General features: G+C 68.8%; 28 protein-coding genes. 7 read left to right on the plus strand and 21 right to left on the minus strand.

What is annotated here, in order from left to right; all coding sequences use genetic code 11:
- Positions 1-115 precede the first annotated feature (115 nt).
- The 4 genes from AVJ23_RS04895 (at position 116) to AVJ23_RS04910 (ending at position 6,598) form a co-directional block, all read left to right on the plus strand.
- The gene (locus tag AVJ23_RS04895; protein WP_058861036.1) at positions 116-1,789 is read left to right on the plus strand and encodes an ABC transporter substrate-binding protein; all 1,674 of its coding nucleotides are present in this window, start codon (positions 116-118) and stop codon (positions 1,787-1,789) included.
- Between the two features lie 129 nt (positions 1,790-1,918).
- Positions 1,919-2,965: an ABC transporter permease gene (locus tag AVJ23_RS04900; RefSeq protein WP_058861037.1), complete on the plus strand. Its 1,047-nt coding sequence runs from the start codon at positions 1,919-1,921 to the stop codon at positions 2,963-2,965.
- A 10-nt stretch (positions 2,966-2,975) separates the two neighbouring features.
- Complete coding sequence (locus AVJ23_RS04905) at positions 2,976-4,418, plus strand: ABC transporter permease (protein WP_058861038.1); 1,443 nt, start codon at positions 2,976-2,978, stop codon at positions 4,416-4,418.
- Positions 4,419-4,510: 92 nt separating this feature from the next.
- Positions 4,511-6,598, plus strand: coding sequence for a dipeptide ABC transporter ATP-binding protein (locus AVJ23_RS04910; RefSeq protein WP_058861039.1), 2,088 nt, complete (start codon positions 4,511-4,513; stop codon positions 6,596-6,598).
- A 46-nt stretch (positions 6,599-6,644) separates the two neighbouring features.
- Here the strand turns inward: AVJ23_RS04910 and AVJ23_RS04915 are convergent, their stop codons facing one another.
- Both AVJ23_RS04915 and AVJ23_RS04920 read right to left on the minus strand, forming a co-directional pair.
- Positions 6,645-7,601: a hypothetical protein gene (locus AVJ23_RS04915; RefSeq protein ID WP_157772616.1), complete on the minus strand. Its 957-nt coding sequence runs from the start codon at positions 7,599-7,601 to the stop codon at positions 6,645-6,647.
- 76 nt (positions 7,602-7,677) lie between these two features.
- Positions 7,678-8,295 (minus strand): lytic transglycosylase domain-containing protein, encoded by a 618-nt coding sequence (locus tag AVJ23_RS04920; protein ID WP_058861041.1) that lies wholly within the window; start codon positions 8,293-8,295, stop codon positions 7,678-7,680.
- Positions 8,296-8,441: 146 nt separating this feature from the next.
- Between AVJ23_RS04920 and ssb the strand changes: the two genes are divergently transcribed.
- On the plus strand, positions 8,442-8,951 hold the full coding sequence (gene ssb / locus AVJ23_RS04925; RefSeq protein WP_058861042.1) for a single-stranded DNA-binding protein: 510 nt from the start codon (positions 8,442-8,444) through the stop codon (positions 8,949-8,951).
- A gap of 96 nt (positions 8,952-9,047) precedes the next feature.
- Entirely contained in the window at positions 9,048-10,112 is a 1,065-nt protein-coding gene (locus tag AVJ23_RS04930) for a site-2 protease family protein (protein ID WP_058861043.1), read from the plus strand.
- 213 nt (positions 10,113-10,325) lie between these two features.
- On the opposite strand, the gene cysE is transcribed toward AVJ23_RS04930, so the two are convergent.
- Positions 10,326-11,132 carry a serine O-acetyltransferase gene (gene cysE / locus AVJ23_RS04935; RefSeq protein WP_058861044.1) on the minus strand — a complete coding sequence of 269 codons (807 nt, stop codon included), beginning with the start codon at positions 11,130-11,132 and terminating at the stop codon, positions 10,326-10,328.
- A 65-nt stretch (positions 11,133-11,197) separates the two neighbouring features.
- Here cysE and AVJ23_RS04940 point away from each other — a divergent pair, with 65 nt between their 5' ends.
- On the plus strand, positions 11,198-11,554 hold the full coding sequence (locus tag AVJ23_RS04940; protein ID WP_240484524.1) for a TraR/DksA family transcriptional regulator: 357 nt from the start codon (positions 11,198-11,200) through the stop codon (positions 11,552-11,554).
- Between the two features lie 10 nt (positions 11,555-11,564).
- On the opposite strand, the gene AVJ23_RS04945 is transcribed toward AVJ23_RS04940, so the two are convergent.
- The 18 genes from AVJ23_RS04945 to AVJ23_RS05030 form a co-directional block, all read right to left on the minus strand.
- Positions 11,565-11,858 carry a DUF7742 family protein gene (locus AVJ23_RS04945; RefSeq protein WP_058861045.1) on the minus strand — a complete coding sequence of 98 codons (294 nt, stop codon included), beginning with the start codon at positions 11,856-11,858 and terminating at the stop codon, positions 11,565-11,567.
- Complete coding sequence (locus AVJ23_RS04950) at positions 11,855-15,793, minus strand: baseplate multidomain protein megatron (protein ID WP_058861046.1); 3,939 nt, start codon at positions 15,791-15,793, stop codon at positions 11,855-11,857. The genes AVJ23_RS04945 and AVJ23_RS04950 overlap by 4 nt, the downstream gene beginning before the upstream one ends.
- Positions 15,793-16,227, minus strand: coding sequence for an NlpC/P60 family protein (locus tag AVJ23_RS04955; RefSeq protein WP_058861047.1), 435 nt, complete (start codon positions 16,225-16,227; stop codon positions 15,793-15,795). The genes AVJ23_RS04950 and AVJ23_RS04955 overlap by 1 nt, the downstream gene beginning before the upstream one ends.
- Positions 16,224-17,111, minus strand: coding sequence for a phage/gene transfer agent baseplate hub protein (locus AVJ23_RS04960; protein ID WP_058861048.1), 888 nt, complete (start codon positions 17,109-17,111; stop codon positions 16,224-16,226). Before AVJ23_RS04960 ends, AVJ23_RS04955 begins: the two co-directional genes overlap by 4 nt.
- On the minus strand, positions 17,108-17,740 hold the full coding sequence (locus AVJ23_RS04965) for a DUF2460 domain-containing protein (protein ID WP_058861049.1): 633 nt from the start codon (positions 17,738-17,740) through the stop codon (positions 17,108-17,110). The genes AVJ23_RS04960 and AVJ23_RS04965 overlap by 4 nt, the downstream gene beginning before the upstream one ends.
- Before the next feature lie 12 nt (positions 17,741-17,752).
- Complete coding sequence (locus AVJ23_RS04970) at positions 17,753-18,415, minus strand: RcGTA-type gene transfer agent tail tape measure protein (protein ID WP_058861050.1); 663 nt, start codon at positions 18,413-18,415, stop codon at positions 17,753-17,755.
- The gene (locus tag AVJ23_RS04975; RefSeq protein WP_058861051.1) at positions 18,412-18,612 is read right to left on the minus strand and encodes a rcc01693 family protein; all 201 of its coding nucleotides are present in this window, start codon (positions 18,610-18,612) and stop codon (positions 18,412-18,414) included. Before AVJ23_RS04975 ends, AVJ23_RS04970 begins: the two co-directional genes overlap by 4 nt.
- Positions 18,599-18,931 carry a gene transfer agent family protein gene (locus AVJ23_RS04980; protein WP_058861052.1) on the minus strand — a complete coding sequence of 111 codons (333 nt, stop codon included), beginning with the start codon at positions 18,929-18,931 and terminating at the stop codon, positions 18,599-18,601. Before AVJ23_RS04980 ends, AVJ23_RS04975 begins: the two co-directional genes overlap by 14 nt.
- Positions 18,931-19,353 carry a phage major tail protein, TP901-1 family gene (locus AVJ23_RS04985; RefSeq protein ID WP_058861053.1) on the minus strand — a complete coding sequence of 141 codons (423 nt, stop codon included), beginning with the start codon at positions 19,351-19,353 and terminating at the stop codon, positions 18,931-18,933. The genes AVJ23_RS04980 and AVJ23_RS04985 overlap by 1 nt, the downstream gene beginning before the upstream one ends.
- Before the next feature lie 59 nt (positions 19,354-19,412).
- Positions 19,413-19,829, minus strand: coding sequence for a DUF3168 domain-containing protein (locus AVJ23_RS04990; protein WP_058861054.1), 417 nt, complete (start codon positions 19,827-19,829; stop codon positions 19,413-19,415).
- Positions 19,826-20,164, minus strand: coding sequence for a head-tail adaptor protein (locus AVJ23_RS04995; protein ID WP_058861055.1), 339 nt, complete (start codon positions 20,162-20,164; stop codon positions 19,826-19,828). Before AVJ23_RS04995 ends, AVJ23_RS04990 begins: the two co-directional genes overlap by 4 nt.
- A complete protein-coding gene (locus tag AVJ23_RS05000; protein WP_058861056.1) occupies positions 20,161-20,754 on the minus strand; it encodes a head-tail connector protein in 594 nt (197 codons plus the stop codon). The genes AVJ23_RS04995 and AVJ23_RS05000 overlap by 4 nt, the downstream gene beginning before the upstream one ends.
- Before the next feature lie 143 nt (positions 20,755-20,897).
- Positions 20,898-22,079, minus strand: a complete 1,182-nt coding sequence (locus AVJ23_RS05005; protein WP_058861057.1) for a phage major capsid protein — start codon at positions 22,077-22,079, stop codon at positions 20,898-20,900.
- Positions 22,080-22,106: 27 nt separating this feature from the next.
- Positions 22,107-22,649, minus strand: coding sequence for an HK97 family phage prohead protease (locus tag AVJ23_RS05010; protein WP_058861058.1), 543 nt, complete (start codon positions 22,647-22,649; stop codon positions 22,107-22,109).
- A gap of 24 nt (positions 22,650-22,673) precedes the next feature.
- Positions 22,674-22,901: a GTA head formation protein, RCAP_rcc01685 family gene (locus AVJ23_RS05015; protein ID WP_058861059.1), complete on the minus strand. Its 228-nt coding sequence runs from the start codon at positions 22,899-22,901 to the stop codon at positions 22,674-22,676.
- Positions 22,894-24,084 carry a phage portal protein gene (locus tag AVJ23_RS05020; protein WP_058861060.1) on the minus strand — a complete coding sequence of 397 codons (1,191 nt, stop codon included), beginning with the start codon at positions 24,082-24,084 and terminating at the stop codon, positions 22,894-22,896. Before AVJ23_RS05020 ends, AVJ23_RS05015 begins: the two co-directional genes overlap by 8 nt.
- 353 nt (positions 24,085-24,437) lie before the next feature.
- Positions 24,438-25,700 (minus strand): DNA-packaging protein, encoded by a 1,263-nt coding sequence (locus AVJ23_RS05025; RefSeq protein ID WP_058861061.1) that lies wholly within the window; start codon positions 25,698-25,700, stop codon positions 24,438-24,440.
- Positions 25,701-25,719: 19 nt separating this feature from the next.
- Positions 25,720-26,085 (minus strand): hypothetical protein, encoded by a 366-nt coding sequence (locus AVJ23_RS05030; RefSeq protein WP_058861062.1) that lies wholly within the window; start codon positions 26,083-26,085, stop codon positions 25,720-25,722.
- Positions 26,086-26,308: the final 223 nt, after the last annotated feature.

The raw sequence follows: 26,308 nt of genomic DNA on the forward strand, positions 1-26,308 counted from the left end.
ATGCGCAATGGGCACAGAGCCTGGGGCGCACGACGCCGGACAGGGCCACTGCGCCCCGACCGGACCGTTCAATGACCCCGGCGATACCAGAAAACGACACAGGGAGACCCACCACATGACATCCATGGACACCGTGCGACAGGTCCATCCGGCCGCCAAGATGTATGCCCGCGAGTTCAAGCAGGGCCAGATGAGCCGCCGCGAGTTCCTCGCACGGACGACGGCGCTGGGGATGACGGCAAGCGCGGCCTACGTGCTGGGCGGCCTGGGCCAGCCGGCGCAGGCAGCGGGGCATGCACAGCGCGGCGGCACGATCCGCCTGCAATCCGAGGTGCGCGCCCACAAGGACACCCGCACCTATGACTGGACCCAGATGGCCTATGTCACCCATGGCACGCTGGAATACCTGATCGAATACAACAATGACGGCTCGTTCCGGCCGATGCTGCTGGAAGGCTGGGAGGTCAATGACGACGCGACCGAGTTCACGCTGAAGGTTCGCCAGGGCGTCACCTGGAACAATGGCGACGCCTTCACCGCCGAGGACGTGGCACGCAACATCACCCGCTGGACCGACAGCACGGTCGAGGGCAACTCGATGGCCGCGCGCATGGCCTCGCTGGCCGATGACGAGACCGGACAGGCGGCCGATGGCGCGATCACCGTGGTCGACGAGCACACCGTGGTGCTGAAGACCAAGCGGCCCGACATCACGCTGATCCCCGGCATGGCCGACTATCCCGCGCCCGTCGTGCACAGCAGCTACGACCCGAACGCGGATCTGTCGGAACTGGTCGGCACCGGCCCGATGCAGGTGGTCCAGAACGAGGTCGGCGTTAAGGCCGTGCTCGAGAAATCCGGCCACCCCTGGTGGGGCGACGAGGCGCTGGAAGGCGGCGGCTGGTTCATCGACCGGCTCGAGATCATCGATTACGGCCAGGACCCGGCGGCCTGGATCGCGGCGGCCGAATCCGAGGAGGTCGACGTCTTCTACGAGACCGTGGGCGATTTCATCGACATCATGGATGCGATCGGCTGGCAGAAATCCGACGTGGCCACCGGCTCGACCATCGTGATCCGGCCCAACCAGCTGGCCGAGGACGAGAACGGCAACAAGATCTACGGCGACAAGCGCGTGCGCCAGGCGCTGGCCATGGCGGTGGACAACGCGGTCTGCCTTGAGCTCGGCTATGCCGATCGCGGGCTGGTGGCCGACAACTGCCACGTGGGGCCGGTGCACCCGGAATATGACGACAGCGTCACCCGCCTGCCCCATGACCCGGCCAAGGCGCTGCAGCTGATGGAAGAGGCCGGCATGGCCGATTTCGAGCACGAGCTGCAGTCGATCGACGATGACTGGCGCAAGAACACCACCGATGCCGTGGCCGCGCAGCTGCGCGATGCCGGCATCAACGTGCGCCGCACCATCCTGCCCGGCTCGACCTTCTGGAACGACTGGACGAAATACGCCTTCTCCTCGACCAACTGGAACCACCGCCCGCTGGGCACGCAGGTTCTGGCGCTGGCCTACAAGTCGGGCGTGGCCTGGAACGAGTTCGGCTTTGCCAATGACGAGTTCGACACGCTGCTGGCCGAGGCGAACTCGATCGCCGACGTGGACGCGCGCCGCGAGGTGATGGGCAAGCTGCAGGCGATCCTGATCGACGAAGGCGTGACGATCCAGCCCTACTGGCGGTCGCTCTACCGTCACTCGGCCCCGAACATCCAGGGCGCCGACGCGCATATCGCCTACCTGCCGCAGGCCTACAAGTGGAGCCTGAGCGCGTAACGCGCCCCACGGGCTGATCGGGCCGCCCCGCTTCCCCGGGGCGGCCCTTTTCCGGACGGCGCCATACGGGCGCGCCAGCATCGGTGACGCGGGCCCGCCGCCGGCACCGAGCCAGCACAGGGGGCTGACATGGGCATGTTCATATTGCGGCGCGTGGGGGTGATGCTGCTCACCGCGCTCTGCCTGACCTTCCTGGTCTTCTATCTGACCAACCTCTATCCCAATCTCGAAAAGCTCGCCAAGACGCAGGGCAATTTCCGCATGTCGGACGAAGCCGTGGCCTCCTGGCTGGAGAAGGGCGGCTATCTTCAGCCCACGCCGGTGAAATATGCCGAGTGGCTGGGCGTCGTGCCCTCCTACCGCTTCGAGGCCGAGGACGGCACCGTCACCGGGCGCTGCATCCTGCCGGGCATGGAGGCCAGCGAGGCGCCGCGCTATTGCGGCATCCTGCAGGGCTACTGGGGCTGGTCCACCGTGTTCCGCGACCCTGTCTCCGAGATCATCAGCACGCGCCTGGCGCTGACCGGCAAGCTGATGCTCTGGGTGATGCTGCTGATGGTACCGGGCGCGCTGATCATCGGCGTGCTGGCCGGCATGCGCGAGGGCAGCCCGCTGGACCGGTCGCTGTCGACCTTCTCGATCACAACCACGGCGACGCCGGAATACGTCTCGGGCGTGCTGTTCATCGCGGTCTTCGCCTCGTCGGCGGTGGGGCTGAAATGGTTCAAGGGCACCGCGACCAGCGCCATGGAGAACGCCACCTTCGAGAATTTCTTCCTGCCGGTGCTGACCATCGCGCTGTACGGCATGGGCTATATCGCGCGGATGACGCGGGCCTCGATGGCCGAGGTGATGACCGCGCAATACATCCGCACCGCGCGGCTCAAGGGCGTGTCCTTCCCGAACATCGTCCTGAAACACGCGCTGCGCAACGCGCTGATCGCGCCCTTCACCGTGATCATGCTGCAATTTCCATGGCTGCTGAACGGCGTGGTGATCGTCGAGACCCTGTTCAACTACAAGGGCTTCGGCTGGACCCTCGTGCAGGCGGCCGGCAACAACGACATCGAGCTGCTCCTGGGCGTCTCGGTCGTCTCGGTGATCGTGGTCCTGGTGACCCAGCTGATCTCGGATATCGGCTATGTCTACCTGAACCCCCGCATCAGCGTGACATGAGGAGGCTGACATGGAAGACCTGACCTGGACCGGCAGTCTCGGGACGTTTCTCGACCCCCTGCTCTTCGTGCTGGTGCCGCTTTTCGCGCTGGCCGTCGTGGCGCGCATCCTGCTGAGCTTCTTCGAACCCGATACGGGCACGCAGGCCAATCCCGACGGCACGCTGGTCGCCACCGGCGGCATCTGGAGCCTGTCGGCGCGGATCATGACCTGGCTGGGCGCGGCGCTGGTCGTGCTGGTGCTGCTTTATGTCGTGCTGGGCGTGGTGATGGGCACCGGCGCCGGCATCCTCGGCGGCATCAGCCAGCGGCTCACCCCCGTCTGGATCGCGTTGATCGTGACCTTCTGGGTCTCGATCCATTTCAAGCGGCGGCTGGGCCTCTACGGCAAGCTCTTCGACTCGACCATCGGCATGATCGGCTTCGGCCTGGTGATGTTCTGGGTCTTCGTCGCCGTCTTCACCGGGCTGTTCGACTGGATCGCCACGCATGACGCGCTGAGCCAGGTGTCGGGGATGAAGAACAAGGGCCCCGGCATCCCGCTGCGCGGCGCCGAGCAGGGCGAGTACCCCTATTACCTGCTGGGCGGCGACAACCTGGCGCGCGACGTGTTCAGCCGGGTCATCAAGGGCTCGACCATCGTGATCGCCATCGCACCGCTGGCCACGCTATTCGCTTTCATGGTGGGGATCACGCTGGGCCTGCCGGCGGGCTATTACGGCGGCAAGCTGGACACGCTGCTGTCCTTCCTGGCCAACCTGATCCTCGCCTTCCCGGTGATCCTGCTGTTCTACCTGCTGGTCACCCCCGAGATCGTGCTGACCGGCCTGCCGCAATACATGGGCGTGGTGCTGTTCGCCTTCCCGCTGATCTTCTTCGGGGTGCTGATCCAGTCGCGCTTCCGCACCCAGCCCGAGAAGAACTCGCTCTGGCTGGCCATCGTGCTGATCCCGCTCTTCCTCGCCTACATGTCGCTGATCAACGAGGACGGCTCCAAGATCTCGTTCTGGCCGCTGGACTTCTTCGACATCAATGCCGGGATCCTCGTGGTCTTCGTCTCGGTGGTCTTCGTGAACTCGCCCACCGTGTTCCGCATCGTCCGGGGCCTCGCCATGGACATCAAGACGCGCGACTACGTGGCCGCGGCGCAGACACGGGGCGAGCGGCCCTGGTACATCATGCTGTGGGAGATCCTGCCCAATGCGCGCGGGCCGCTGATCGTCGATTTCTGCCTGCGCATCGGCTATACCACGATCCTTCTGGGCACGCTGGGCTTCTTCGGGCTGGGCCTGCCGCCGGAAAGCCCGGACTGGGGCTCGACCATCAACGAGGGGCGCAAGCTGCTCTCGATCTACCTGCACCCCGCCCTGCCGCCCGCCATCGCGCTGCTCAGCCTCGTGCTGGGGCTGAACCTGCTGGCCGATGGCTTGCGCGAAGAGAGCCTGCGGGATTGAGACCGGGCCTGCGGGCGCGGGCGGACATCGCTTCGCGCCCGCGCCACATGTGACATTTCTCGGGCGCACCGGCCCGACAGGGAGAGACGGACATGAAAGACGCCCATGACGGCCCCATCCTCGAAATCGACGAGCTGTCGATCTCCTTCTTCACCCGCCTGCGAGAGATCCCGGCGGTGATGGACTTCTCGGTCCGGGTCATGCCGGGCGAGGCCGTGGGGCTCGTGGGCGAGTCCGGCTGCGGCAAGTCCACCGTGGCGCTGGGGGTCATGCAGGACCTCGGCAAGAACGGCCGCATCGTCGGCGGCTCGATCAAGTTCAAGGGCCAGGACCTGAACACGATGAGCCAGGACGAGCTGCGCGAGATCCGCGGCAGCCAGATCGCGATGATCTACCAGGAGCCCATGGCCAGCCTGAACCCGGCGATGAAGATCGGCAAGCAGCTGATGGAAGTGCCGATGATCCATGCCGATGTCAGCCAGAAAGAGGCCTATGACCGCGCGCTGCAGGTGGTCACCGACGTCAAGCTGCCCGACCCAAAGCGCATCCTCGACAGCTATCCGCACCAGCTCTCGGGCGGGCAGCAGCAGCGCATCGTGATCGCCATGGCGCTGATGGCCGAGCCCTCGCTGCTGATCCTCGACGAACCCACCACCGCGCTGGACGTGACGGTCGAGGCGGCGGTGGTCGAGCTGGTCAAGGAGCTGGGCCAGAAATACGGCACCTCGATGCTGTTCATCAGCCACAACCTTGGCCTCGTGCTGGAGACCTGCGACCGGATCTGCGTGATGTATTCCGGCGAGGCGGTCGAGACCGGCGATATCGAGGACGTGTTCGACCAGATGCGCCACCCCTACACGCAGGCGCTGTTCCGCTCGATCCCGCTGCCCGGTGCCGACAAGAACGCCCGCCCGCTGGTGGCGATCCCGGGCAATTTCCCCCTGCCCCATGAACGCCCGCCCGGCTGCAATTTCGGCCCACGCTGCGACTATTTCGAGGAGGGACGCTGCGACGCGGTCGAGCGCGTGCCGATGGAGACGGTGCCGGGCGACGAGCGTCACCGCTCGCGTTGTCTGCGCTTCAAGGAGATCGACTGGGACGCGCCGCCGCTCAACGTCTCGACCAAGGAAAAGTCAGAGCCGGGCCGCGTCGTGCTCAAGATGGACGAGCTGAAGAAATATTACGAGGTCGCGGCCAACGCGCTGTTCGGCGGCTCGGGCGCCAAGAAAGTGGTCAAGGCGAACGAGACGCTCAGCTTCGAGGCGCGCGAAAGCGAGACGCTGGCCATCGTGGGCGAATCGGGCTGCGGCAAGTCGACCTTCGCCAAGGTGCTGATGGGGCTGGAGACCGCGACCGACGGCGCCATCGTGCTGGACAACCGCGAGATCCAGGACATCCCGATCGAGGCACGCGACACCAAGACGGTCGCGGACGTGCAGATGGTGTTCCAGAACCCGTTCGACACGCTCAACCCCTCGATGTCGGTCGGCCGCCAGATCATGCGCGCGCTCGAGATCTTCGGCGAGGGCAAGGATGATGCCGAGCGCCGCGAGAAGATGCTGCGGCTGCTGGATCTGGTGAAACTGCCGCGCGAATTCGCCGACCGCATGCCGCGGCAACTCTCCGGCGGGCAGAAGCAGCGCGTGGGCATCGCGCGCGCCTTTGCCGGCGGCGCGCGGATCGTGGTGGCGGACGAGCCGGTCTCGGCGCTGGACGTCTCGGTGCAGGCGGCGGTGACCGACCTGTTGATGGAGATCCAGCGCGAGCAGAAGACCACGCTGCTGTTCATCAGCCACGACCTGTCCATCGTGCGCTATCTCAGCGACCGGGTGATGGTCATGTATCTGGGCCACGTGGTCGAGCTGGGCACGACCGAGCAGGTCTTTGCCCCGCCCTACCACCCCTATACCGAGGCGCTGCTGTCCGCCGTGCCGATCGCCGACACCCATGTCGAGAAGAAGCACATCGTGCTCGAGGGCGACATCCCCTCGGCAATGAACCCGCCTTCCGGCTGTCCCTTCCAGACGCGGTGCAGCTGGAAGCAGAAGGTGCCCGGCAATCTCTGCGAGACCGAGGTGCCGCCCGTGCGGATCATGGCCGATGGCCACCAGATCAAGTGCCACCTGGCCGATGCCGAGTTCGACAACATGGAGCCGGTCATCAAGATCGCAGCGGAGTGAGGCGCCAGACGGATCGGACGGGGCGCGACGACACGCGCGCCCCTTTTCAGACAAGCTCGTCCGCAAGGCCCGGATCCGCGCCGAACCCCTTCTTGATGTAATAGGGCGAGATCGTGGACTGGGTGAGCAGCGCGCGCTGCGCCTTGAGCGACAGCGCCCGGACAAACCGGAAATCGGCCACCGGCCCGTGGATCGCGCTGATGCGCGCGGGCAGGACCGTACCCTCGAGGTCGACGGCCTGTTCGCCCGCGGCCAGCCCGGGCAGCGCGGATTCGAACGCCTCGAAATCGGTCGGGTAGAACCGGCAGCCGCCCCGCCCCAGCGTGATCACCAGCCCTTCGATGCGGGCGTCGGCCACCAGAAGGACGGCCGGGATCCGGCAGGCCTTGCGGTTGTAGACCAGCGCCATGATCCAGCGGAACCCGGCATCGAAGAGGATCAGCGCCGCGGTGAAGCCCAGCACGCCCGACAGGATCACGCCCAGCCCGACCACGCCGCTGCCATTGGCGCGGCGGGCCAGTTCCTGCAAGTCCACCCCGTCATCGAACAGCCCACCCACGCGATCCTGCTGAAGGCGCTGGTAGATCGTGCTGCGGCTTTCGGCACAGGCCCGCATCAGCGCCGCATCGAACTCGGCCAGCACCTCGTCGAGATAGCCGGGATTGCGCCGCGTGCCGCTGTCGGCGAGGTGCCGCGCCTCGGCCAGCAGGCTGAGCACGCTGGGGGTCAGCGCCTGCAGCCCGCCGGCGTCGAGCGCCGCCAGCATCCGCCGTTCGTTCAGCCCGTCCAGGATTTCACCGATGCGCGCGCGCCGCCCATCGCTCAGCCGATCGCTGCCCGGTGGCAGGGCCGACAGCGTGGCCGCAAGGCCCAGCAATTCCGCGGGCGGGCGGCACCAGTTCTGCGCGCTGGCCATCGGCACGGCAGCGTATAGCAGCACCACGGCCAGCATCAGGGTCCGGACCAGCCCTGCCCCGCATCGCCACGCCTTGTCTGCCTGCATTCGCCCTGCCCCGCACCGGTCCCGTTCGCGGGCCAGTCTGGCAGCAAAGCCATAAGGACAGATTAAGCGCCGCGGCTCAGCTGCCCCAGATGATCTTGACGTAGTTGCGGGTCTCGCGGAAGGGCGGGATGCCGCCATGTTTCTTCACCGCGCCCGGCCCCGCATTATAGGCCGCCAGCGCCAGCTTCCACGATCCGAAGGCGCGGTACTGCATCTTGAGATAGCGCGCACCTCCTTCGAGGTTCTGGCGCGGGTCATGCGGATCCACCCCCAGCACCTTGGCGGTGCCCGGCATCAGCTGCGCCAGCCCGATCGCCCCCTTGTGCGACCGCGCCTTGGCGTTGAAACGCGATTCCTGGTGCACCAGCCGCAGGAACAGGTCCTCGGGCACACCATGCTTGCGCGCCGCGACGCGCGCCATGTCGGCATAGGGCCCGTTGTAGCGGCCGCGATACTTGGGGATCACCCCGCCCTCGCTGCCCGGCGCGGGCCCGTACTTGGTGGGCGTGACCACCCGCGGTGGCTGCAGCCGGACCGAGTTGTTGTATTGCTGCGAGGCGCGCGAATCCAGCACGCTGGTCTGGCTGGAGAAGAGCCGCGCGCGGCTTTTCGTCGACAGAATGTCCGCGGCTGCCAACTGGGCACTCAGCCCGAAGACAACGGTCAGGCTTACGCCAAGGCGCGTTGCAATCATCCCTCGTCACCGCCTGTTGTTCCTCGTTGCGGGGGACTATAACGAATTCTGCCGAATCCGCCAGTCCGACGGGGCCCCTTATGGTCGCCCGGTCGCTGGTATAGGGTCGGCAGACATTCGCCGACGCAGATTCGAAAGGACAAGGCATGGCAGGTTCGGTCAACAAGGTGATCCTGGTGGGCAATCTGGGACGCGACCCCGAGACGCGCACCTTCCAGAACGGGGGCAAGGTCTGCAACCTGCGCATCGCCACCTCGGAGAACTGGAAGGACCGCAATACCGGCGAGCGGCGCGAGCGCACCGAGTGGCACTCGGTCGCGATCTTCTCGGAGCCGCTGGCCCGCATCGCCGAGCAATACCTGCGCAAGGGCTCCAAGGTCTATCTCGAGGGCCAGCTCGAGACCCGCAAGTGGCAGGACCAGTCCGGTCAGGACCGCTATTCCACCGAGGTCGTGCTGCGCCCCTATCGCGGCGAGCTGACCCTGCTCGACAGCCGCTCCGACAGCGGTGGTGGCGGCGGCGGGTATGGCGGCGGCGGGGGCGGCGGCTATGACGACCCGGGTTATGGCGAGCCCGATCGCGGCTATGGCGGCGGCTCGGGCTCGGGCCCCTCGCGCGCGCCGGCCCGCGACATCGACGACGAGATCCCGTTCTAGGACGTCACGCCGCGCCCCCGGCCAGGCGGCGCGGCTTTGGATCACCGGCGGGCGGGCCTATGTAGAGGGCACGAACAGCCCGATACGGAGATCGTCATGACCTGGTCCTTTCCCCTCGGCCGCCTGCTGGGCTCGGAGCTGCGGGTGCATGCCACCTTCTTCCTGCTGATCGCCTGGGTCGCGGCTTCGGCCTGGGCCGACGGGGGCGCGGCGGCGGCGCTGTCCAACACGCTGTTCATCTGCGCGCTTTTCGCCTGCGTGGTGGCGCATGAATACGGGCATGCGCTGATGGCGCGGCGCTACGGCATCGCGACGCCGGACATCACCCTGCTGCCCATCGGCGGCATGGCGCGGATGGAGAAGATGCCCGACAAGCCCGGGCAAGAGGTCGCCGTGGCGCTGGCCGGTCCGGCCGTGAACGTGGTGATCTGGGCGGTGCTGATGGGCGCGGGCGCCTCGACCGAGTTCGACGCGCTGACCGATCCGACGACGACGCGCGATTTTCTCGGCCGGCTGGCGGCGGTCAACCTGTTCCTTGCCCTGTTCAACCTGATCCCGGCCTTCCCGATGGATGGCGGACGTGTGCTCCGTGCGCTGCTGGCCTCGCAAATGGACCGGGTGCGCGCCACGCGGATCGCGGCGACGGCGGGCCAGGTCGCGGCCTTCCTCTTCGGCTTCTGGGGGCTGAGCTCGGGCAACCTGATCCTGCTGCTGATCGCGGTCTTCATCTTCCTCGCCGCGCAGGCGGAATCGAACGATGTGGCCAGCCGCGACATCGCCCGCGATCTTGCGCTGCGCGACGCGATCATCACCAGCTACGAGACCCTCTCGCCCTCGGACCCGCTGCATGTCGCCGCCCAGACCCTGATCCGCACCACGCAGCACGAGTTTCCGGTACTGGATGCCGAGGGCCGGCTCGCCGGGTTCCTGACCCGCACGGCGCTCTTCACTGCCATGGCCGAGGGGCAGAACACGCGCCCCGTTGCCGAGGTCATGGTGGCCGAAATTCCGACCCTGCCGTTGGCTGCCCCGCTGGAGGAGGCGCTGAACGCGCTGGCCGAGGCGCCGGCCGTGGCAGCCGTCGACCGGTCGGGCCATGTGCTGGGGTACACGACGCGCGAGAATGTGGGCGAGTTGATGGTCTTGCGCGGGCGCCGCTAGGGGCAAGGCGCTTCGAAGCCCTTACCGCCCGGTCCACGGGTGCGCGCTGTCCAAAAGGCAGCGCGGTCTTCACCGGCCCAATGCCACGCCTGCCAAAGAAAACCTGTGTTGGAACGTCTGATCCGGTTCCCAAGGGGCACCAAGGCGCTTCGAAGCGCCTTGCGGGAAGCGGCTTGCAAGCCGCTTCCGCCGCCCGACCGGAAAAGGGCCGCCTTATTCCCCGCGGAACAACTGGTCCATCTCGACCGAGGGCTGGTCGCAACCTGCCTCGCCCACGATCCGCGCCGGAACGCCCGCCACCGTCTTGCAGGGCGGCACCTCGCTCAGCACGACGGACCCGGCAGCGATGCGCGAGCAATGGCCCACCTTGATATTGCCCAGCACCTTGGCCCCCGCGCCGATCAGGACGTTGTCACCGATCTTGGGATGGCGGTCCTGCTCTTCCTTGCCGGTGCCGCCAAGCGTCACCGAATGCAGCATCGAGACATTGTCGCCCACCACGGCCGTCTCGCCGATCACGATGGAATGCGCGTGGTCGATCATGATCCCGCGCCCGATGCGGGCTGCGGGGTGGATGTCGATACCGAAGACCTCAGAGCAGCGCATCTGGAAGAAATAGGACAGGTCGCGCCGCCCTTCGCGCCACAGCCAGTTGGCCACGCGATGCGCCTGCACCGCCTGGAACCCCTTGAAGAAGAGCAGCGGCTGCAGGAAGCGGTGGCAGGCCGGATCGCGCTCAAACGTGGCGGTGATATCGGCCCGTGCCGCCAGCGCCAGGTTTGGATCCGCGCCATGGGCCTCGTCGCAGATCTCGCGCAGCATCTGCTCGGACATCTCGCCATTGGCGAGCTTGAGCGAGATGCGATAGCTCAGCGCCCGTTCGATCGTGGGGTGGTGCAGGATCGAGTAATGCACCATCCCGCCCAGCAGCGGCTCATCGGCCACGGCGGCCTCGGCCTCGCCCATGATACGGGCCCAGACCGGGTCCAGTTGGGCCAGTTTCGCGCGTTTCTCTGCCATCGGGTCCCTCCTTTGACGACGCCAACCTAGCAGATAGGATCGGGGGACCGAAACGCAAATCCGTGATGACGGGGATCGCAACCATGGATGACAGCGACGCGGACGCCTTTCGCGCCCGGATCGCCGCGCGGCTGGAGGCGCTGGACGAGGAGGATGCGCTGGGACGCCAGGGGCAGGCCACGGTCGAGCTGGACCAGCAATCGGTGGGCCGGCTGTCCCGGCAGGACGCGCTCTTGAACCAGTCCATGGCCAAGGCGACACAGGCAAGGCGCGACGCCGAGCGGCGCGCCCTGCGCGCTGCGCTGGCCCGCCTCGACCAGGACGCGTTCGGTTGGTGCGAGGAATGTGGCGAGCCGATCGCGATCAAGCGGCTGGAGCTCGACCCGACCGCCCGGCGCTGCATCTCCTGCGCCAGCGGGTGACGGGCTCCGGTCAGCCGGAGCGTGTCGCCTTTCGCGCTTGCAACCGCGCCAGAACGGTGGTCAGGCAGTGGATATAGTCCGGATCGTCGAGCCGCGGCTCGCAAGGCACGTCCCCCACCAACGCCGCCGCGCGCAGCGTGCCGTTGCCCCAGAGGTGGTGCGCGCGACCGAACCGGCGGCGATAGCGGTCGGCCGCATCGGCCGCGTCGAGCAGCCGGTCCGCCGCGGCGGCCCGCATACCGGGCGGCAACGGCAGCAGCGCACGCGCCGCGGCCGACAGGTCGCCCGGCCTGACCGGCCTCATGCGCTCAGCGGCAGCCGCGCGAAGAGACCCGGCCCGTAGCGCTCCGACAGCTGCGCCACCGTGATCTCGAAGGCGCCGCTCAGCCCGTCATCGCTGACCATCGCGCCGGTATAGGTCCAGCCCGGGGTCGAGACCTCTGCCTCGCGGATGACCGTCTCGCTCTGCATGACGCGCACGAGATATCGTTCGCGCGCCTCGCCCAGCGGCACCTCGGCCAGGTCCCAGCTGTCGCCGTCGATCCGCGTGCGGCGGATCCAGCCGATCTGCCAGCCGCCGCCCTGCGGCGTGGCGCGCAGGTGCACCGGGCTGTAGGGCCGCAAGCCGTTGCCGTCGAAGGCCTGCACCGTGTGGACATAGGACGGGTCGTCGATCGGGCGGCGCGCCGGGCCGATCCGGTAATGCCGTGCCAACCGCCGCTGCGCCGCGGCCAGGCCGATCTGCGTGGGCGCGCCGTTCATCAGCACCACGACCGAGCCCGCGGGCCAGACCTCGGGCATCAGCGCATCGCTGCCCGCCTGTCCGCGCAGCCGGTGCGACAGCAGCCAGCGATTGTCCAGAAGCGGCGCGGCATCGCGGAACTGGAACAGCTCCCACCGGTCGGACGAGCCGTCGCCGATCGCCATCAGGTTGCCGCCATTCAGCAGCCCCGCATCCGAGATAGACTGCAGCGCCCCATCCAGCAGCCGTACTTCCAGCGGCGCCCCCCGGTCGATCCGCCCGGCGGGCGCGGCGAAGAGCGGCGTCTCGGTGACGCCCACCACCGATTCCGCGGCGATGATCTCGTTCAGCGCGTAGTCGGCATCCTCGGCCGCATCGTAGACCGCGACCGATCCGGGCCAGGGCTCGGCCGTCAACGCGAGATGCGGCGCGTGGGGCACCTCCTCGCCGGTCATCAGCGGCAGGTCCATGAAGAAGGGTGTCACCGGCACGGCGGGGGTGAAAGGCCGCAGGGCGGCGGCATCCTCGGGGAACTCCGAGGGCCGGAACACGTCGGGCTCGATCCGTACCGCATCGATCACCTGGTGCTCCATGACCTCGACCTTGTCGATGCGCGCAAGAACCGGGCCGGATTTCGCCGGCAGCCGCACCACGTCGCCGGCACCCAGCGCCAGCTGCGAGGGCGGCAGGGCAAAGCGCATCGTGTCGCGGGCCACCCGTGCCTCGGCCAGCCAGCGCTCGGCGGTCTGGCGCCCCTCGGCGCGGGTCAGCACCATGGACAGGTCCGAGGCCGAGACGGCATGGGTCTCGTGATCGGGCAACACGGCCTCCTCGCTGGCCACCTGGTGGTCGGAATCGGCCTGGAAAAAGCCTACGCGCACCCGGCCCGACATCTCGGCTTCGCCGGCGCGGGTCTCGGCCAGCGCGCCCTCGATCTCGTCGCTGACCGCCAGCGTGTCGGGCGAGACGTCGATCGCCTGCCGCCCGTCGCGCATGCGGAACACCAGCTTGCCGTCCCGCTCGATCGCGTCGAACCCGTGTGCCAGCATCAGCGGCTGCAACGCCTGCCGCGCGTCGCCCACATGCGGTACCAGATAGCCCTTCACCGTGCCCAAGAGCTGGCTGGTGTCGATCTCGGTCAGGCCGACCCGGGCGCAGATCTCGCGCACCACAGAGGCAAGGCTGCGATGCGAGATCCGCCCGTTCAGCCAGTGTCCGCGGCGATAGTTGGGCCCGTCGCTCCACAGCGCGTCATTGCCGGGAAACCACGGGTAGGGCCGCGCATCCCAGGCCCAGACAAAGGCCCGCGACATGTCCAGCATCGGCCCGCCATAGACCTCCGAGACCGGGTTCACCCCCGGATCACCCCAGTAGCCCAGCACCGCCTGCAGGTAATGCCGCTGGATCAGCTCGTCGCGCAACCCGTTGGAATAATGCGGCAACTGCGATTCCGAGCTCTTGGGATCGAGGAACTTGTTGGGCTGGTTCGTGCCCTTGTCCACCGCGGCGCAGCCCAGCTCGGTGAACCAGACCGGTTTCGACTGCGGCTGCCAGTCGGTAGGCAGTTTCTGCCGCACGCCGCCGATGCGCTCGAAATGGCGGTTCTGCCACCAGTTTCGGATGTCCTTGTAGCGCCAGACCCAGGGCTCGCCATGGGCGTCATCGGTGATCGGGTCGCGGCGCTGCGCATCGCGCGCCTCTGGCGTCTCGTAATACCAGTCATAGCCCTCGCCGCCCTCGATATTGGCGCGCAGGTAATCGGGGTTGTAGATCGCCCCCCAATGCGCATCCGCGTGCTCCGTGCCCTCGCGCCAATCCGACAGCGGCATGTAATTGTCGATCCCGATGAAATCGATCTCGTCATCGGCCCAGAGCGGATCGAGATGAAAGTACAGATCGCCCGACCCGTCCTGCGGGTGATAGCCGAAATATTCCGACCAGTCCGCAGCATAACCGATCTTGACCTCCGGCCCCAGCAGGGCCCGGCATTCGGCCGCCAGCGCGCGCAGCGCCAGCACGGCCGGAAAGCCCGCCGCGCCGCGGATCTGCGTCAGGCTGCGCATCTCGGTGCCGATGCAGAAGGCGGTCACGTTGCCTGCCACGGCGCAGAGCGCCGCCTGGTGCAGGATGAAGCGCGAAAAGCTCCACTCCTCCGGCCCGCTATACGAGACCGACTTGTTGCCGATGCCGAAATCCGCCGCCGTGGCGGTGCCGAAGAAGGCCGCGACCTCGGCCTCGGCCGCCTGCGTGCCGTCCGGGCTGTCCTCTCGTCCCGGCGCCACGCTGGTGGTGATGTGCCCGCGCCAGGGCAGCTTCGGCTGGTCCTCTGCGCCGGTCCAAGGATCGGTCCGGCCATTGCCCGGCATCTGATCCATCAGGATGAACGGGTAGTAGAGAACCTCGAGCCCCTGCTCGCTCATGCGCCGGATCGCCTGAATGACCGAGGCATCGCTGGGCGTGCCGCCATAGACCGGGCGGTCGGCCTCGCGCGGGACGGTCTGCGCCTCGGCGCGGGTCAGCCCCGAGACGCTCCAGCGGTGTTTCTCCTTGGTGGCGTCGAACTCGGTCTGCTCGACCTTGGGCCGGATCGTGCAGCGGTCGCAGCGCAGGTCATCGCCGAACCAGCTGACCACCAGCGACACGGCCCGGCAATTGGGCGCCTCCTCGGTCAGGTGGTTCAGCGAGACCTCGAAGTCGGGCAGCTCGCCCGGCGTGTTGACGTTCTCGACCTTCTTCTTCGCAAGATCGGGCGCGAAGACCAGCGTGCCGATATTGGTCGTGCCGCTATAGACCGTGCTGGTCGACAGCGCATATTCGCCCGTGCCGGGGATCATCGCGACGCCCTCGACCAGCGCGGGCACATCTGCCTCGGACAGGTCGGGGCGCGTCACCTCGAAGCTGAACTGCGGCACGCGGTTGCCATAGGCCTTCAGCCTGAGATCCTCGATCACCACATAGGCCGTGCCGCGATAGGCAGGCACCAGGCCCACGCCCTCGACCGCCTCCATCTTGGGATCGGGCAGCTGGTCCGGTGTGCCGTAATGCACGCGCATGTTCAGATCGCTCAGCGGGATCTCGGCCCCATCGGCCCAGACCCGGTGCACGCCGGTGATCTCGCCTTCGCACAGCGCCAGCGCAAGGCTGACCGAATAGCTGTAGGTCTTGACCTCGGGCTGCGAGGGCGCGCCCTTGCCGCCACCACCCCGCGTCTTGACGTGCTCGCGGAACTCGGTCGACCAGATCACGTGCCCGCCGACGCGCATCCGGCCATAGACCTGCGCGATCGGCGCCCCCTCGCCCGCGCCGGTCAGGCGGAAGCGCTCGATCTTGCCGGTCTCCACCGTCTCGGAGCCCTGCCCCATCAGACGCTGGTCGATGGCCCGGCCGACCGAGGCGCCGACGAAGCGGCCCACCGCCATCATCGACAGGCCCAGGAAGGATCCGCCGATGGACGAGCCGATGGCCGCACCGGCCGCGGAGAGAAGGATAGTCGCCATTAGTCGTTCTCCGTTGGAAGCGCGAACCGTGCCACGATCCGCCGGGTCCAGCTCCGGCCCAGCGGGCTCTCGATCACGCCGTGCCCGCTATAGGCATGGATGACACTCGCCGCCGGGCCGATCCGTGCCTGGATGCCCACATGTTTCGCCACCGCACCGTCGCGCATCCGGAACAGCAGCACGTCGCCCAGCGCCGCGCGGTCCAGCGGCCTTGGACGCAGATGTTCCAACCCCGCACGCCACAGCCGTTCATCGCCCTGCGGCTCGGACCAGTCGCGGCTATAGGCCGGCACGGGTTCCGGCTCGGGGCCGATCACCTCGCGCCAGACCCCGCGCAAGAGCCCAAGGCAGTCGCAGCCCGCCCCCTTGACCGAGGCCTGGTGCACATAGGGCGTGCCGATCCAGCCGCGCGCCACGTCGACCACCCGGCTCATCGCCGGCTCCCCCCGTCCTTGCGCCGGGCCAGCGAGGGATGCACCGTCACCCAGTCCTCCTCCGGCAGGTCGGGAAAGCCCTGGAAGTTCAGAAGGTTGTTGAATTTCAGCCGGCAGGTCTCGAACCGCTTGTCGCAGCCGGCCTCGATCCGCACGCTGTCACCCGGCACCACCGGCGCGCGCAGCGGCTCCCAGATCTCGATCACCCGCCGCCCATCTTCGCGGAACCGGTCGCGCTTGATCGCACCGCTCAGCCCATGCGCGGCGCCGTCCTGCACCACCAGCCGGCCGCGTTGAAACCAGCCCGGCTCGAAGCCCGGCAGCGGGCCGAACAGGAAGACCCGACCCTCCTCCACATCCTCCAACGCGCCGGTATGGACATAGCCGGGCGTGTCGAGGTCGAAGCGGCAGCTGTCATCGCCCAGCACCGCCGTACAGGGTTTCTGGAAGGCCCGTCCCACGGGGCGGTTCAGCGTCTCGGTCAGGCCGCGCAGCTCGGCATGGAACGCGCCCGCGCCGCGGCGCAGCTCGCCGATATGACCGCGGAACATCACCCGGCGCGCCGTGACATCGGCCCAGTTGACCAGCCAGGCCACCACCTCGGCCCCGTCGAAGCGGCCCGCGGCGATATCCTCCTCGCGGATCGCGGCATCGCTCAGCGCGCCCATCGCCTCGGTATTGTCCACCGACAGGCCCGTCGCCTGGCTGAGCGCGCGCGCCGACAGGCCGGTATCGGCGCGAAAGGTAATCCCGTCAAAGACCAGGTCCCGGTCGTGATCGGTAAAGCCGTAGCGCACCCCGTCGGTACGCGTCACGGCCCAGGCCCGCGCGACCGTGGTCTGCCCGGTCGCGAGGTGGTCATGCAGCGCCTCCTGTCCTGTCACAGCCGCACCTCCATCACCGGCACGTCCGGCACCTGTCCGGCCCGAAAGCTTGCCACGCTGACATTGATCCGGTCGGTGTCGAAGCGCACCGGCACATCGAACTCATAGCCGGCGGTGATCTCGGCCTGCGCCAGCGGCGGCTCGGCGAAGGTGATGACACCGCTGCCGGGCGCGATCTCGAAATGCACACCCTCGCGCATCTCGACATTCTGCACCGCCGCGGTGACGCTGCCCGCCACCGGCTTGGCAATGGGCCTGGCATAAACCTGCGCGCCCGAGCGGTAGGTCTTGATCAGGGGAAAGCTGCGCGTGACCCCGTCCCCCCGCGCGATCACCTGGTCGGTGGGTTCCGGCTTGCGCGAGGGTTTGCACGACTTGTAGTCGGCCCAGTCCTTCCAGCGGAAGCCGTAAAGCTGGCCCTGCCGCGCCTCGAAGAAGGCGATCAGCGCCGCGACATCGTCGAGCGAGCGCAGCCCAAGCCCGGCATCGTAGCGCCGCCGCGAATGGGCCCAGGGCGTGTTGCGCTCCTCGAACCCGCTGGTCAGCGCCACGATATCCGTGCGCCGCTCGGGCCCGCCCACCGAGCCAAAGCTCAGGTCGGCGGGAAATCTCACCTCGTGAAAGGCCATGCCATCCTCCTATCAGCGATTGCGCGCGCCACGGCTCAGCGCCTGGCTCATGCGGGCGGCGATCTGGCTCTGGCTGCGCTGGAACCCGGCCACATCCGGGGTCTGCACGTTCATCACCACGGTGACCGGCTGGCCGCCGCCTTGCGCGCGCACGCCCAGCTTGCCGTCCGGGCCGCGGCTCAACGGCATGATCGCCTCGGGCCCCGCCTCGCCCATCAGCCCTGTGCCGCCGCGCATCGGGAACGTGGTCGGCCCCAATACGACACCGCCATTGGCAAAGGGCATCACGCGCCCCTGTACGAAGGACCCGCCATAGGCGAAGGGTGACAGCCCGCCGAACACCGCCGAGACACCGCCCGCCAGCATGCCACCCACGTGGTCGGCCACCGGCTTGACCGCTGCCTTCCACGCCGCGTCGATCATCGACTGCGCCACGGTCTGCAGTGCGTCCGACAGTTTCATGCCGTCCAGCACCACCCCGTCGATGGCGCGCGCCACGCCGCGGCTCAGCGTCGCCTCCAGCCGGGCCGCACCGCGTCCCGTGGCCGAAAACGTCTCGTGGATGCGCTTCAGCTCGGCATCGAACTGCGCCGCCATGCCCACCGCGCCGCCCAGCGACGTCTCGAGCGCGGCAACCTCGTCATCCAGCGCCTCGATCATCTCGGTCTCGCTCATTCCGCCTCACCTCCCTGTGGATCGGGAAAGGCCGCCATCAGCTCGTCGAGCCGCGACCGTCCCATCGGTGCCGCGCCCGAGCCCTCGCCCAGGAGCAGCTGCAACTCGGCCGGGGTCAGCGCCCAGAACTCGTGGGGCCGCAGCCCCAGCCCGCGCATCCCCGCCCGCATCAGCGACGGCCAGTCAAACCCCGCCATCGCCCGTCTCCGGCAGCATGAAGGCCCGCGCCAGCAGCTCGGCCGCCGCCCGGGCCGCGGCCATCGGCCCGCCCTCGATCTCGGCCGACAGCAGGTCCGGCGCCCGGCCCTGCCAGCCGCCGCCGCGCAAGCCCGCCACGATCAGCGCCAGCACGTCGCGCGTGCTGAAACCGCCCGCCTCGAAGCGCTGCACCAGCTCCACCAGCGAGCCGCGCTCCAGCCCGGCCTCCAGCTCGGCCAGCGCGCCCAGCGTCAGCCGCATGACGTGGCGCTCGCCATCGATGGTCAGCGCCACGTCTCCCCGCCACGGATTGACCATCAGGCCACCGGCACCGCGACGAATTGCAGCTCGCCCGCCGAGGCCAGCGAGAGCTCGTAGGTCGCCTCGCCGTTATGCGAGCCGGCATATTCGATGCTGGCCACCTGAAACGGCCCCTCGACGGTGCCGAAATCGGGGATGATGACCTGGAAATCCGGCGTCTCGCCGTCAAAGAAGATCTGGCGCGCGCGCTCGTCCGTGTCGTCATCCTTGAACACGCCCGAGCCCGAGATACTGGCCGTCTTGACCCCGGCGCCGGCCAGCAGCTCGCGCCAGCCGCCCTGGCTTTCCAGCGTGGTCACGTCCACCTGTTCTGCGTTGAAGCTGACGCGCGTCGCGCGCAGCCCCGCCATCGTCCGGAACTGTCCGTCGCCGGTCAGGTCCACCTTGATCAGAAGATCCTTGCCGTTCTGAGCACCCATCTTGAAACTCCTTCGCTGGGATCCGGGCCGCGCCCGTGTCGTGATCGTGCCGCCGCGGATCAGGCCGCGGCGCTGTCCTCCACGCGGGCGCGGAAGGTCAGGTCGATGCGCCTGAGCCCGCCCGTCTCGCGCGCGGCCTTGGCCTTGAGAAACCACAGCCCCACCACCTGGCCGCGGCTCAGCGTCATCTCGGCACCGCAGAGCGCATCGCTGATCGCCGCGGCCGCCTGCTTGGCGCCTTGGAACCCCGCGCTGCCGGTCACCACCGAGACGATGAAATCATGCAGCGCGCCGCCATCGCTGCCATCGCTGGCATCGCGCACCCGCTCGGGGCCGAGCGCCACGTAGAGCGCGGGCAGCGGGCCCGCCGGCAGTGCGTCATAGACATGGTCTCCAACCAGCGCATCCAGCGCCGCATCGCCGCTGAGCCGGGCATAGACGGCCGCCTGCAGCGGTCCGGACAGGGCATAGGTCATGCCGCGACCTCCTCTTCGCAGTGGCAGATCAGGTACAGGCCGCGCGGCTCGTCCTCGGTCACCGCCTCGATGCGGAAGATCCGTCCCGCCATGCGGAAGCGCTGCCCCGGCTCCGGCCGGTTCGACTGGCCCACGGGCGCGCCGCGCACGCGGATCCGGAACCCGCCGACCGAGACGGCGCCGGTCTCGCCATTGGCCAGCCGCCCGCTGCGCGGTGTGATCTCGGCCCAGAGCGTGCCGAGCGCGGTCCAGCTCTCGGTGAACCCGCCGGCGCCGTCGCTGCTGCGCACCGCGTGCTCCAGCACCAGTTGCCGGTTGAGACGCGCCCCGCTCATGCGCCCAGCCCCAGCCGCACGGGACGGTAGCGCGCGATCAGGCTGGTGACGCCGAAGGGCATGCAGCCCTCGCTCAGCGCGGTCTCGTCGCGATACTCGTAGTAATGCGCGGCCAGCAGCAGCACGGCCTGTTTCAGGTCGTCCGGCAGCGCGTCGAACGCGGCGCCATAGCCCGCCTCGAAACGGATCTCGGCCGCGCCCCCCTCGGGGATGCTGGGCAGGTAGCTCGCCTGCGGCACCAACCGCGGCGCAAAGCTGTCGGGCTGCAACCGGTAGGCGCCGGGCGCGATCTGCGTGGCGCCGCCGAACCGGTCCACGATGGTCAACTCGGTCACGGCGGTGACCGGCGCCACCGGCAGGACCTGCCCGGTCATGTCGCGCCAGGTGCTGAACGTGGCCAGGAAACCCCGCGTGATCAGCGCCTTGCCGGTGCGCGCCTCGATCGCGGCCAGGGCGGCCCGCAGGAACGAGCCCAGCACGGCCTCCTGCACGTCATCCTCGGCAAAGCCGCTGCCCAGCCGCAGGTGCCGCTTCAGCGCCTCGACCGGAAGCGCCGCCTCGGGCACCTGAGTTTCTTCGACCAACATCATGTTTCTTCTCCGAAATCCTGACCCGCCCCGCGGATGTCCCCGGGCCCGTCGCGCCGCCATGATCCGCCCGGGCACCCCCGGCAGCCGCCACCGGCACAGACCCGACGGGGGGCGGCGCACCGCCCCCCCAAGGCCGCGCCGCCTTACGCGGCCACGCAGCTCAGCAGCTTGATCGCCGCGAAGTCGCTGACATCGCCGCCCACGCGCTTGGTGGCGTAGAACAGCACATGCGGCTTGGCGCTGAACGGGTCGCGCAGCACGCGCAGGTCGGGACGCTCGGCGATGGTGTAGCCGGCCGAGAAATCCCCGAAGGCGATCGGGCTGGCCCCGTCGGCAATGTCGGGCATGTCCTCGGCGATCAGCACCGGGTAGCCCAGCAGCCGCGCCGGCTCGCCCGAGGCGAACCCGTCGCTCCACAGGTGGCGCCCGTCGCTGTCCTTGAGCTTGCGCAGCGCGCCCGCGGTCTTGGAGTTCATCACGAAGGTCGCGTTGGCGCGGTAGCGCGCACCCAGCGTGTAGACCAGCTCGATCAGGTCGTCGCCGCCGGCGAAATCGGTGCCCAGCGTCGAACTCACGCTGCCCAGGTTGCCCCAGCTCCAGCTGGCATTGTCCACCGTGGGATGATCGAGGAAACCGCGCGGCTTGTCATTGCCGTCACCGCTGACAAAGGCCGCGGCCTCGGCCCGGGCGAACTTGTCGGCGATGCGGCCCGCCAGCCAGGCCTCCACGTCGAAGGCGCTGTCATCCAGCAGCCGCTGCGACACCTTGGGCAGCGCGTTCAGCTCGTAGAGCGCGATCGAGATGCGCTCGATCCCCGGCGTGCCCGTCTCGGTCGTGGCCGAGGTCTCGTCCGCCCAGCCCGCGCCGGTATCGTTGCGGTCGATCAGCACGTCGAAGGCCGAGGCCTCGACATTGACCACGTTCGAGATCGCGCGGATCGAGGCGGTGGCGGCCAGTACCGACTTGATGCTGTCGGCGGTGACCGGGTCGACGAGATAGCCGCCATCCGAGTTCACCTGCGTCGACATGGCCTTGCCCTCCATCTCGAGCCCACGCAGCCCGGCATCGTCGCCGGAACGCAGGTAGGCGTCGAACGCCTTCTGGTGGGGCGCCTCCACCTCGGCCGAGGTCGAAAGCACGGGGCGGCCCGCACGGGCGGTCTTGTGATCCAGCATGGTCAGTCGCTCTTCCTGTTTCTGAAGTCTGTCTTGAAGATCGGCCTGCAAGGCCTTGAAATCCCCGACCAGTCCCGCCATCGCGGCACTCACCCGGGCGACCGGAGACGCATCTTCCCCGGTCCGAGACTTGGTCTCGGCTGTGCTCATCGTCGTTTCCCTCATGAGTGGCGCGCGTCAGCCGCCCGCCAGGTTGCGGCGCAGCCCTTCGAGGGTCTCCGCCAGGTCACGCAGGCCGTCCTCGACCGGGCTCTCGCCCTTCGAGGCCACCCGCGCACTGGGCAGCATCGGAAAGGTCACCAGCGACACCTCCCAAAGCTCCAGCTCGTGCAAGAGCCTCTGGCCCTTGTCGTTCTTCGCGGCCGTCACGGTGCGATAGCCGATCGACAGCCCGTCGATCGCGCCCGCCGCGATCAGCGCGGCTGCCTCGCGGCCGCGGGCGACGCTGTCCAGCAGCCGGCCCTTGACGTAAAGGCCGCGCGCATCCTCGCAGACCGTGTCCCACAGCCCGATCGGCTGCGCCGGGTCGTGCTGCCACAGCATCTTCACCGCGCGCCCCTCGTCGATCATCCGGCGCAGCGAGCGTGCATAGGCGCCCTTCGAGACGATATCGCCCCCCTGGTCCACCGTCCCGAAGAGCGAGGCATAGCCCTCGATGATCGTGCCGTCCTTCACCGTCACATCGGCGCCCAGCCGGCAGAACTTGTGCTCAAGATCCATGGAAAATCCCCTTGTTCCGGCGCGTTACGGCGCCGCGTTCATCAAGCCCTGGAAGGCCTCGGCCAGGATCACCCCGGCCACGCCGTAGACGGTCAGCCACAGCCGCCGTTCCAGCCGCTCCAGCAGCGCCTCGAGGCGCGCCAGCTTGTCGTCGAGCGCGGCGAATTGCAGGCTGCTCAGCCGCTCATGCGCCTCCAGCCGCAGGCCCGGCGCGCAGGCAAAGCTCTCGTGGCGCGCGCGCGGCTCAGTCACCGCCCGCCTCCTCGGCCAGCGCCGGCAGGCCCAGCATGCGCCGCTTCTCGGCCGCGGTCAGGAAATCGGCGCCGGCCACGCGCGACCATTGCGCATCGCGCTCGGCCGCCAGCGCCGGCACCTGGTCCAGGTCGGGACCCAGCGCCACGTCCTCGCCCGTGTGCGCGGCCAGCCAGCGGCCCACCTGCGCCGTCACCTTGGTGGCCAGCGGCAGCACGGTCTGGCGATAGAAGGCGCGGTGCGCCTCGGCGTAATTGGCATAGGTCGCCTCGCCCGGGATTCCAAGCAGCATGGGCGGCACGCCGAAGGCCACGGCGATCTCGCGCGCCGCCGCCTCCTTGGTCTTCTGGAACTCCATGTCGCTGGGCGAGAAGCCCATCGGTTTCCAGTCCAGCCCGCCTTCCAGCAGCATCGGCCGGCCAGCATTGCGCGCACCCTGGTGATGGCTCTCCATCTCGACCACCAGCCGGTCATATTGCTCGGCCGACAGCTGGCCCTGGCCCTCGGCCCCTTTCCAGACGATCGCGCCCGAGGGCCGCGCCGCGTTGTCCAACAGCCCCTTGGACCAGCGCGAGGCGCTGTTATGCACGTCCACCGCCTGCGCCGCCGCCTGCAGCGGCGACAGCCCGTAATGGTCGTCCTGCGGGTGGAAGGCCTTGACGTGGCAGATGGGCGCCACCGGCCCGCTCATGTCGAAGCGATGGCTGCGCGCGCCGACGCTGTAGGTATAGGCCACGGGCCAGCCATCAGCCCCGGGCACCACCCGCATCCGGTCCGAGCGCAGAACGTGCAGCTCCAGCGGCAGCCCGGTCGCGCCCGCGACCGCCTCGACATAGCCGTCCCCCGACAAGAGCAGCTGGCTATAGAGCGCCTCGAACAGTTCGGCCCGCCCCTGCACCCCGTTGGGCGCCCCGATCAGGCGCAGAAGCGGATGATCGGAGAACCGCGTCTCGGGGCTCTGCAGCACCAGCGGCAGCGCGGCGGCGGCCTCGGCGATCAGCTTGACCGCGCGAAACCCCACCGGGTTGCCGGTAAAGGCCTGCCGGGTGAGCGAGACGGTGTCCCGCGGGCTCCAGGCCACGTGCCCCGCGCTGACATGCGCCACCAGAGGCCCGGTCGCAGATGCCTTGCCTTCCGGCGCCCCGCCCGCATCGCCGCGCTGCCGCAGAAAATCGAAAACCATCCAGCTCGCTCCTGTCTGACCGTGGTGACGGGGCCGTCCCCCGACGTTGAAAAACACCCTAGGCGGCGCGGATTAACGCGGGTTCACGGCACCGCGCGGTGGGTGTTGCACCAAAGGTGCACAAAAACGAAGCCACCGAAGGTGCACGAAAAATGAATCCGCCGAAGGTGCACAAAGTAGACCCCGCCACACCCGCACGCAGAAAACCCGCCACTGCACAAACGCCTTCCCAACCAAACCAACCGCCAGCCCAACCAAGCCCAAAGACCCTTTCATCTTTCCGAAAATACTCCGGGGGGCCCGCAGGGCGGGGGCAGCGCCCCCTCCAGCGCCCGCCACGCAGACCGGCCGGTTCATCCCAGCACCCGCAGTTTCGGCTGCTGCCAGCGTGCTGCCGGCTCGATCATCAGCTCGGTCAGCGCCCAGACCAGCGCATCCACCCGGTCCGGGCTGCCCGCGCCCTCGAAACCGCCCTGCGTCATCAGGCACATCTGCGCCTCGAGCGCGTCCAGCCCCGGCCCGTGCCACACCCGGCCCTGCTCGTAGAGCGCGGCCACCGGCTCGGCGCGCGCCGCCTTGCCGCGCGTCGCGTGGACCAAGCGCATGGGCAGCAGCGGGTCGACCTGGCGCAGCACGGCTTCGACCATGGCGCCGCCCTGGTTGACCTCGGCCACCACCCGCTCGGCCTGCCAGCGTCGCGCGGCGGCCACCGCCGCCGCGGCCCAGCCCGCGGGCGAGCAGCCCTGCACGCTGGCATCCTCCAGCACGTAGGCCCGCCACTCCTGCGGCGGACCGTGGGCCACCACGCCGGCCACCACGATGCCGCAGGCATCCGCGCCGGTGCTGGCCCCGGCCGGCGGGTCGACCGCCACGACCACGCGAGTCAGCTCCGGCACCGGCCCGCTGCGGCAGGCCACCAGCCCCTCGCGCGACCACAGCGCGCCGTCGATCTCGTCCAGCAGGATCCCGTCCAGCTCCTGCAGCCCCAGCCGCGAGCCCGCGTAGCGCGCCCGCACCTCGGACAGGAAGGACGCCGCCAGGTTGGCGCGGTTGGCCTCGGTCGGCGCCCGCGTCACCACGGTCGAGGGCAGCTCCAGCAGCGCTTTCAGCACCGCGACATTGCGCGGCGTGGTGGTCACGCAGACCCGCGGATCATCGCCCAGCCGCAGCCCGAACTGCAGCATGTCCCAGGTCTCCTGCGCCTTCTTCCATTTGGCCAGCTCGTCCACCCAGGCGCCGTCGAATTGCGGCCCGCGCAGGCTTTCGGGATCATGCGCCGAGAACACCATCGCCTCGGCCCCGTTCGGCCAGACAAGGCAGCGCCGGGTCGAGACCCAGCTGGGTTTGCGATCGGGCGGCGAGCAGGCCATGATCCCGCTGTCGCCGAAGATCATCACCTCGCGCGCCTGGTCCAGCGTCTCGCCCACCAGCGCAAGCCGGCGGCAGCGCCCGGGGTCCAGCGGCTTCGCCCCCTCGACCATGCGGCGCACCCATTCCGCCCCGGCCCGCGTCTTGCCGGCACCGCGCCCGCCCAGGATCACCCAGGACCGCCAGTCCCCCTCGGGAGGCAGCTGGTGGTCATGCGCCCAGAACTCGAACAGGTAGGGGAGCGCCATGCGCTCCCCTGCTGTCAGCTCATTCAGGAACGCGCTCTGCACCGCAGCAGGTGCGGATGCGATGAAGGCGGCACCCGATCGCACGCTCGGCCGCGTCGAGGTCGAGCCCGTATCCGTCGCCGATTCCGGCCTGTTTTCGTCTGATCGCTTCAAGTTCAGCCTCCGTATCCCTGGCCGCCCGCAGCCAGTATCTCAGGTCGCCCAGCAACTTGCCGGTCTCGGTCCTGCTCTCGAACGTGCCCTGTCGCAGCCGCGACTGGATCTCGCGGATGTCGCGGACCAGCTCGCCCAGCGTCTGTTCGATCTCGGCGCGCTGCGCCTCCAGCCGCCCGGCCTCGTCCGCCGCGGTTACAAGAACCGGACGGTGCTCTTCAGGTCTTTCCATGCTCGACACCTTATTTGCCTGTATGACGTGCCTGCTCTGGCCGGTGGCGGGGGCCCGTCTGCGCAGACCTCCCGCACCGACCGGCACGCGCTCATCCTGCGGCACAGGTCTTTCCACCGGCTTCCCGCACCGCGCGGCGCGGCCCGATCCGCGTTTACTTTCCCCCGGGGGCTGGATTAACCAAGGGGCGACCGCACCGTGGCGCGCCCCGCACCCCTGCGCC

It is taken from the genome of Pseudoponticoccus marisrubri (assembly GCF_001482405.1).
GTDB lineage: Bacteria > Pseudomonadota > Alphaproteobacteria > Rhodobacterales > Rhodobacteraceae > Pseudoponticoccus > Pseudoponticoccus marisrubri.

What these genes read in the sequence shown, in the direction of transcription:
- AVJ23_RS04920 (WP_058861041.1), bottom strand. Translation starts at nt 8,295, where the DNA reads ATGATTGCAACGCGCCTTGGCGTAAGCCTGACCGTTGTCTTCGGGCTG.
- AVJ23_RS04980 (WP_058861052.1), bottom strand. Translation starts at nt 18,931, where the DNA reads ATGGTCAATCCGTGGCGGGGAGACGTGGCGCTGACCATCGATGGCGAG.
- AVJ23_RS04900 (WP_058861037.1), top strand. Translation starts at nt 1,919, where the DNA reads ATGGGCATGTTCATATTGCGGCGCGTGGGGGTGATGCTGCTCACCGCG.
- AVJ23_RS05010 (WP_058861058.1), bottom strand. Translation starts at nt 22,649, where the DNA reads ATGGATCTTGAGCACAAGTTCTGCCGGCTGGGCGCCGATGTGACGGTG.
- AVJ23_RS04895 (WP_058861036.1), top strand. Translation starts at nt 116, where the DNA reads ATGACATCCATGGACACCGTGCGACAGGTCCATCCGGCCGCCAAGATG.
- AVJ23_RS05020 (WP_058861060.1), bottom strand. Translation starts at nt 24,084, where the DNA reads ATGGTTTTCGATTTTCTGCGGCAGCGCGGCGATGCGGGCGGGGCGCCG.
- AVJ23_RS04930 (WP_058861043.1), top strand. Translation starts at nt 9,048, where the DNA reads ATGACCTGGTCCTTTCCCCTCGGCCGCCTGCTGGGCTCGGAGCTGCGG.
- AVJ23_RS04915 (WP_157772616.1), bottom strand. Translation starts at nt 7,601, where the DNA reads ATGCAGGCAGACAAGGCGTGGCGATGCGGGGCAGGGCTGGTCCGGACC.
- AVJ23_RS04965 (WP_058861049.1), bottom strand. Translation starts at nt 17,740, where the DNA reads ATGGCCTTTCACGAGGTGAGATTTCCCGCCGACCTGAGCTTTGGCTCG.
- AVJ23_RS05005 (WP_058861057.1), bottom strand. Translation starts at nt 22,079, where the DNA reads ATGAGCACAGCCGAGACCAAGTCTCGGACCGGGGAAGATGCGTCTCCG.
- AVJ23_RS04975 (WP_058861051.1), bottom strand. Translation starts at nt 18,612, where the DNA reads ATGGCGGGGTTTGACTGGCCGTCGCTGATGCGGGCGGGGATGCGCGGG.
- AVJ23_RS04955 (WP_058861047.1), bottom strand. Translation starts at nt 16,227, where the DNA reads ATGAGCCGGGTGGTCGACGTGGCGCGCGGCTGGATCGGCACGCCCTAT.
- AVJ23_RS04905 (WP_058861038.1), top strand. Translation starts at nt 2,976, where the DNA reads ATGGAAGACCTGACCTGGACCGGCAGTCTCGGGACGTTTCTCGACCCC.
- AVJ23_RS04945 (WP_058861045.1), bottom strand. Translation starts at nt 11,858, where the DNA reads ATGAGGCCGGTCAGGCCGGGCGACCTGTCGGCCGCGGCGCGTGCGCTG.
- AVJ23_RS05030 (WP_058861062.1), bottom strand. Translation starts at nt 26,085, where the DNA reads ATGGAAAGACCTGAAGAGCACCGTCCGGTTCTTGTAACCGCGGCGGAC.
- AVJ23_RS04990 (WP_058861054.1), bottom strand. Translation starts at nt 19,829, where the DNA reads ATGACCTATGCCCTGTCCGGACCGCTGCAGGCGGCCGTCTATGCCCGG.
- AVJ23_RS04950 (WP_058861046.1), bottom strand. Translation starts at nt 15,793, where the DNA reads ATGGCGACTATCCTTCTCTCCGCGGCCGGTGCGGCCATCGGCTCGTCC.
- AVJ23_RS05000 (WP_058861056.1), bottom strand. Translation starts at nt 20,754, where the DNA reads ATGATGTTGGTCGAAGAAACTCAGGTGCCCGAGGCGGCGCTTCCGGTC.
- AVJ23_RS04995 (WP_058861055.1), bottom strand. Translation starts at nt 20,164, where the DNA reads ATGAGCGGGGCGCGTCTCAACCGGCAACTGGTGCTGGAGCACGCGGTG.
- AVJ23_RS05025 (WP_058861061.1), bottom strand. Translation starts at nt 25,700, where the DNA reads ATGGCGCTCCCCTACCTGTTCGAGTTCTGGGCGCATGACCACCAGCTG.
- ssb (WP_058861042.1), top strand. Translation starts at nt 8,442, where the DNA reads ATGGCAGGTTCGGTCAACAAGGTGATCCTGGTGGGCAATCTGGGACGC.
- AVJ23_RS04910 (WP_058861039.1), top strand. Translation starts at nt 4,511, where the DNA reads ATGAAAGACGCCCATGACGGCCCCATCCTCGAAATCGACGAGCTGTCG.
- AVJ23_RS04940 (WP_240484524.1), top strand. Translation starts at nt 11,198, where the DNA reads ATGACGGGGATCGCAACCATGGATGACAGCGACGCGGACGCCTTTCGC.
- cysE (WP_058861044.1), bottom strand. Translation starts at nt 11,132, where the DNA reads ATGGCAGAGAAACGCGCGAAACTGGCCCAACTGGACCCGGTCTGGGCC.
- AVJ23_RS04970 (WP_058861050.1), bottom strand. Translation starts at nt 18,415, where the DNA reads ATGAGCGAGACCGAGATGATCGAGGCGCTGGATGACGAGGTTGCCGCG.
- AVJ23_RS04985 (WP_058861053.1), bottom strand. Translation starts at nt 19,353, where the DNA reads ATGGGTGCTCAGAACGGCAAGGATCTTCTGATCAAGGTGGACCTGACC.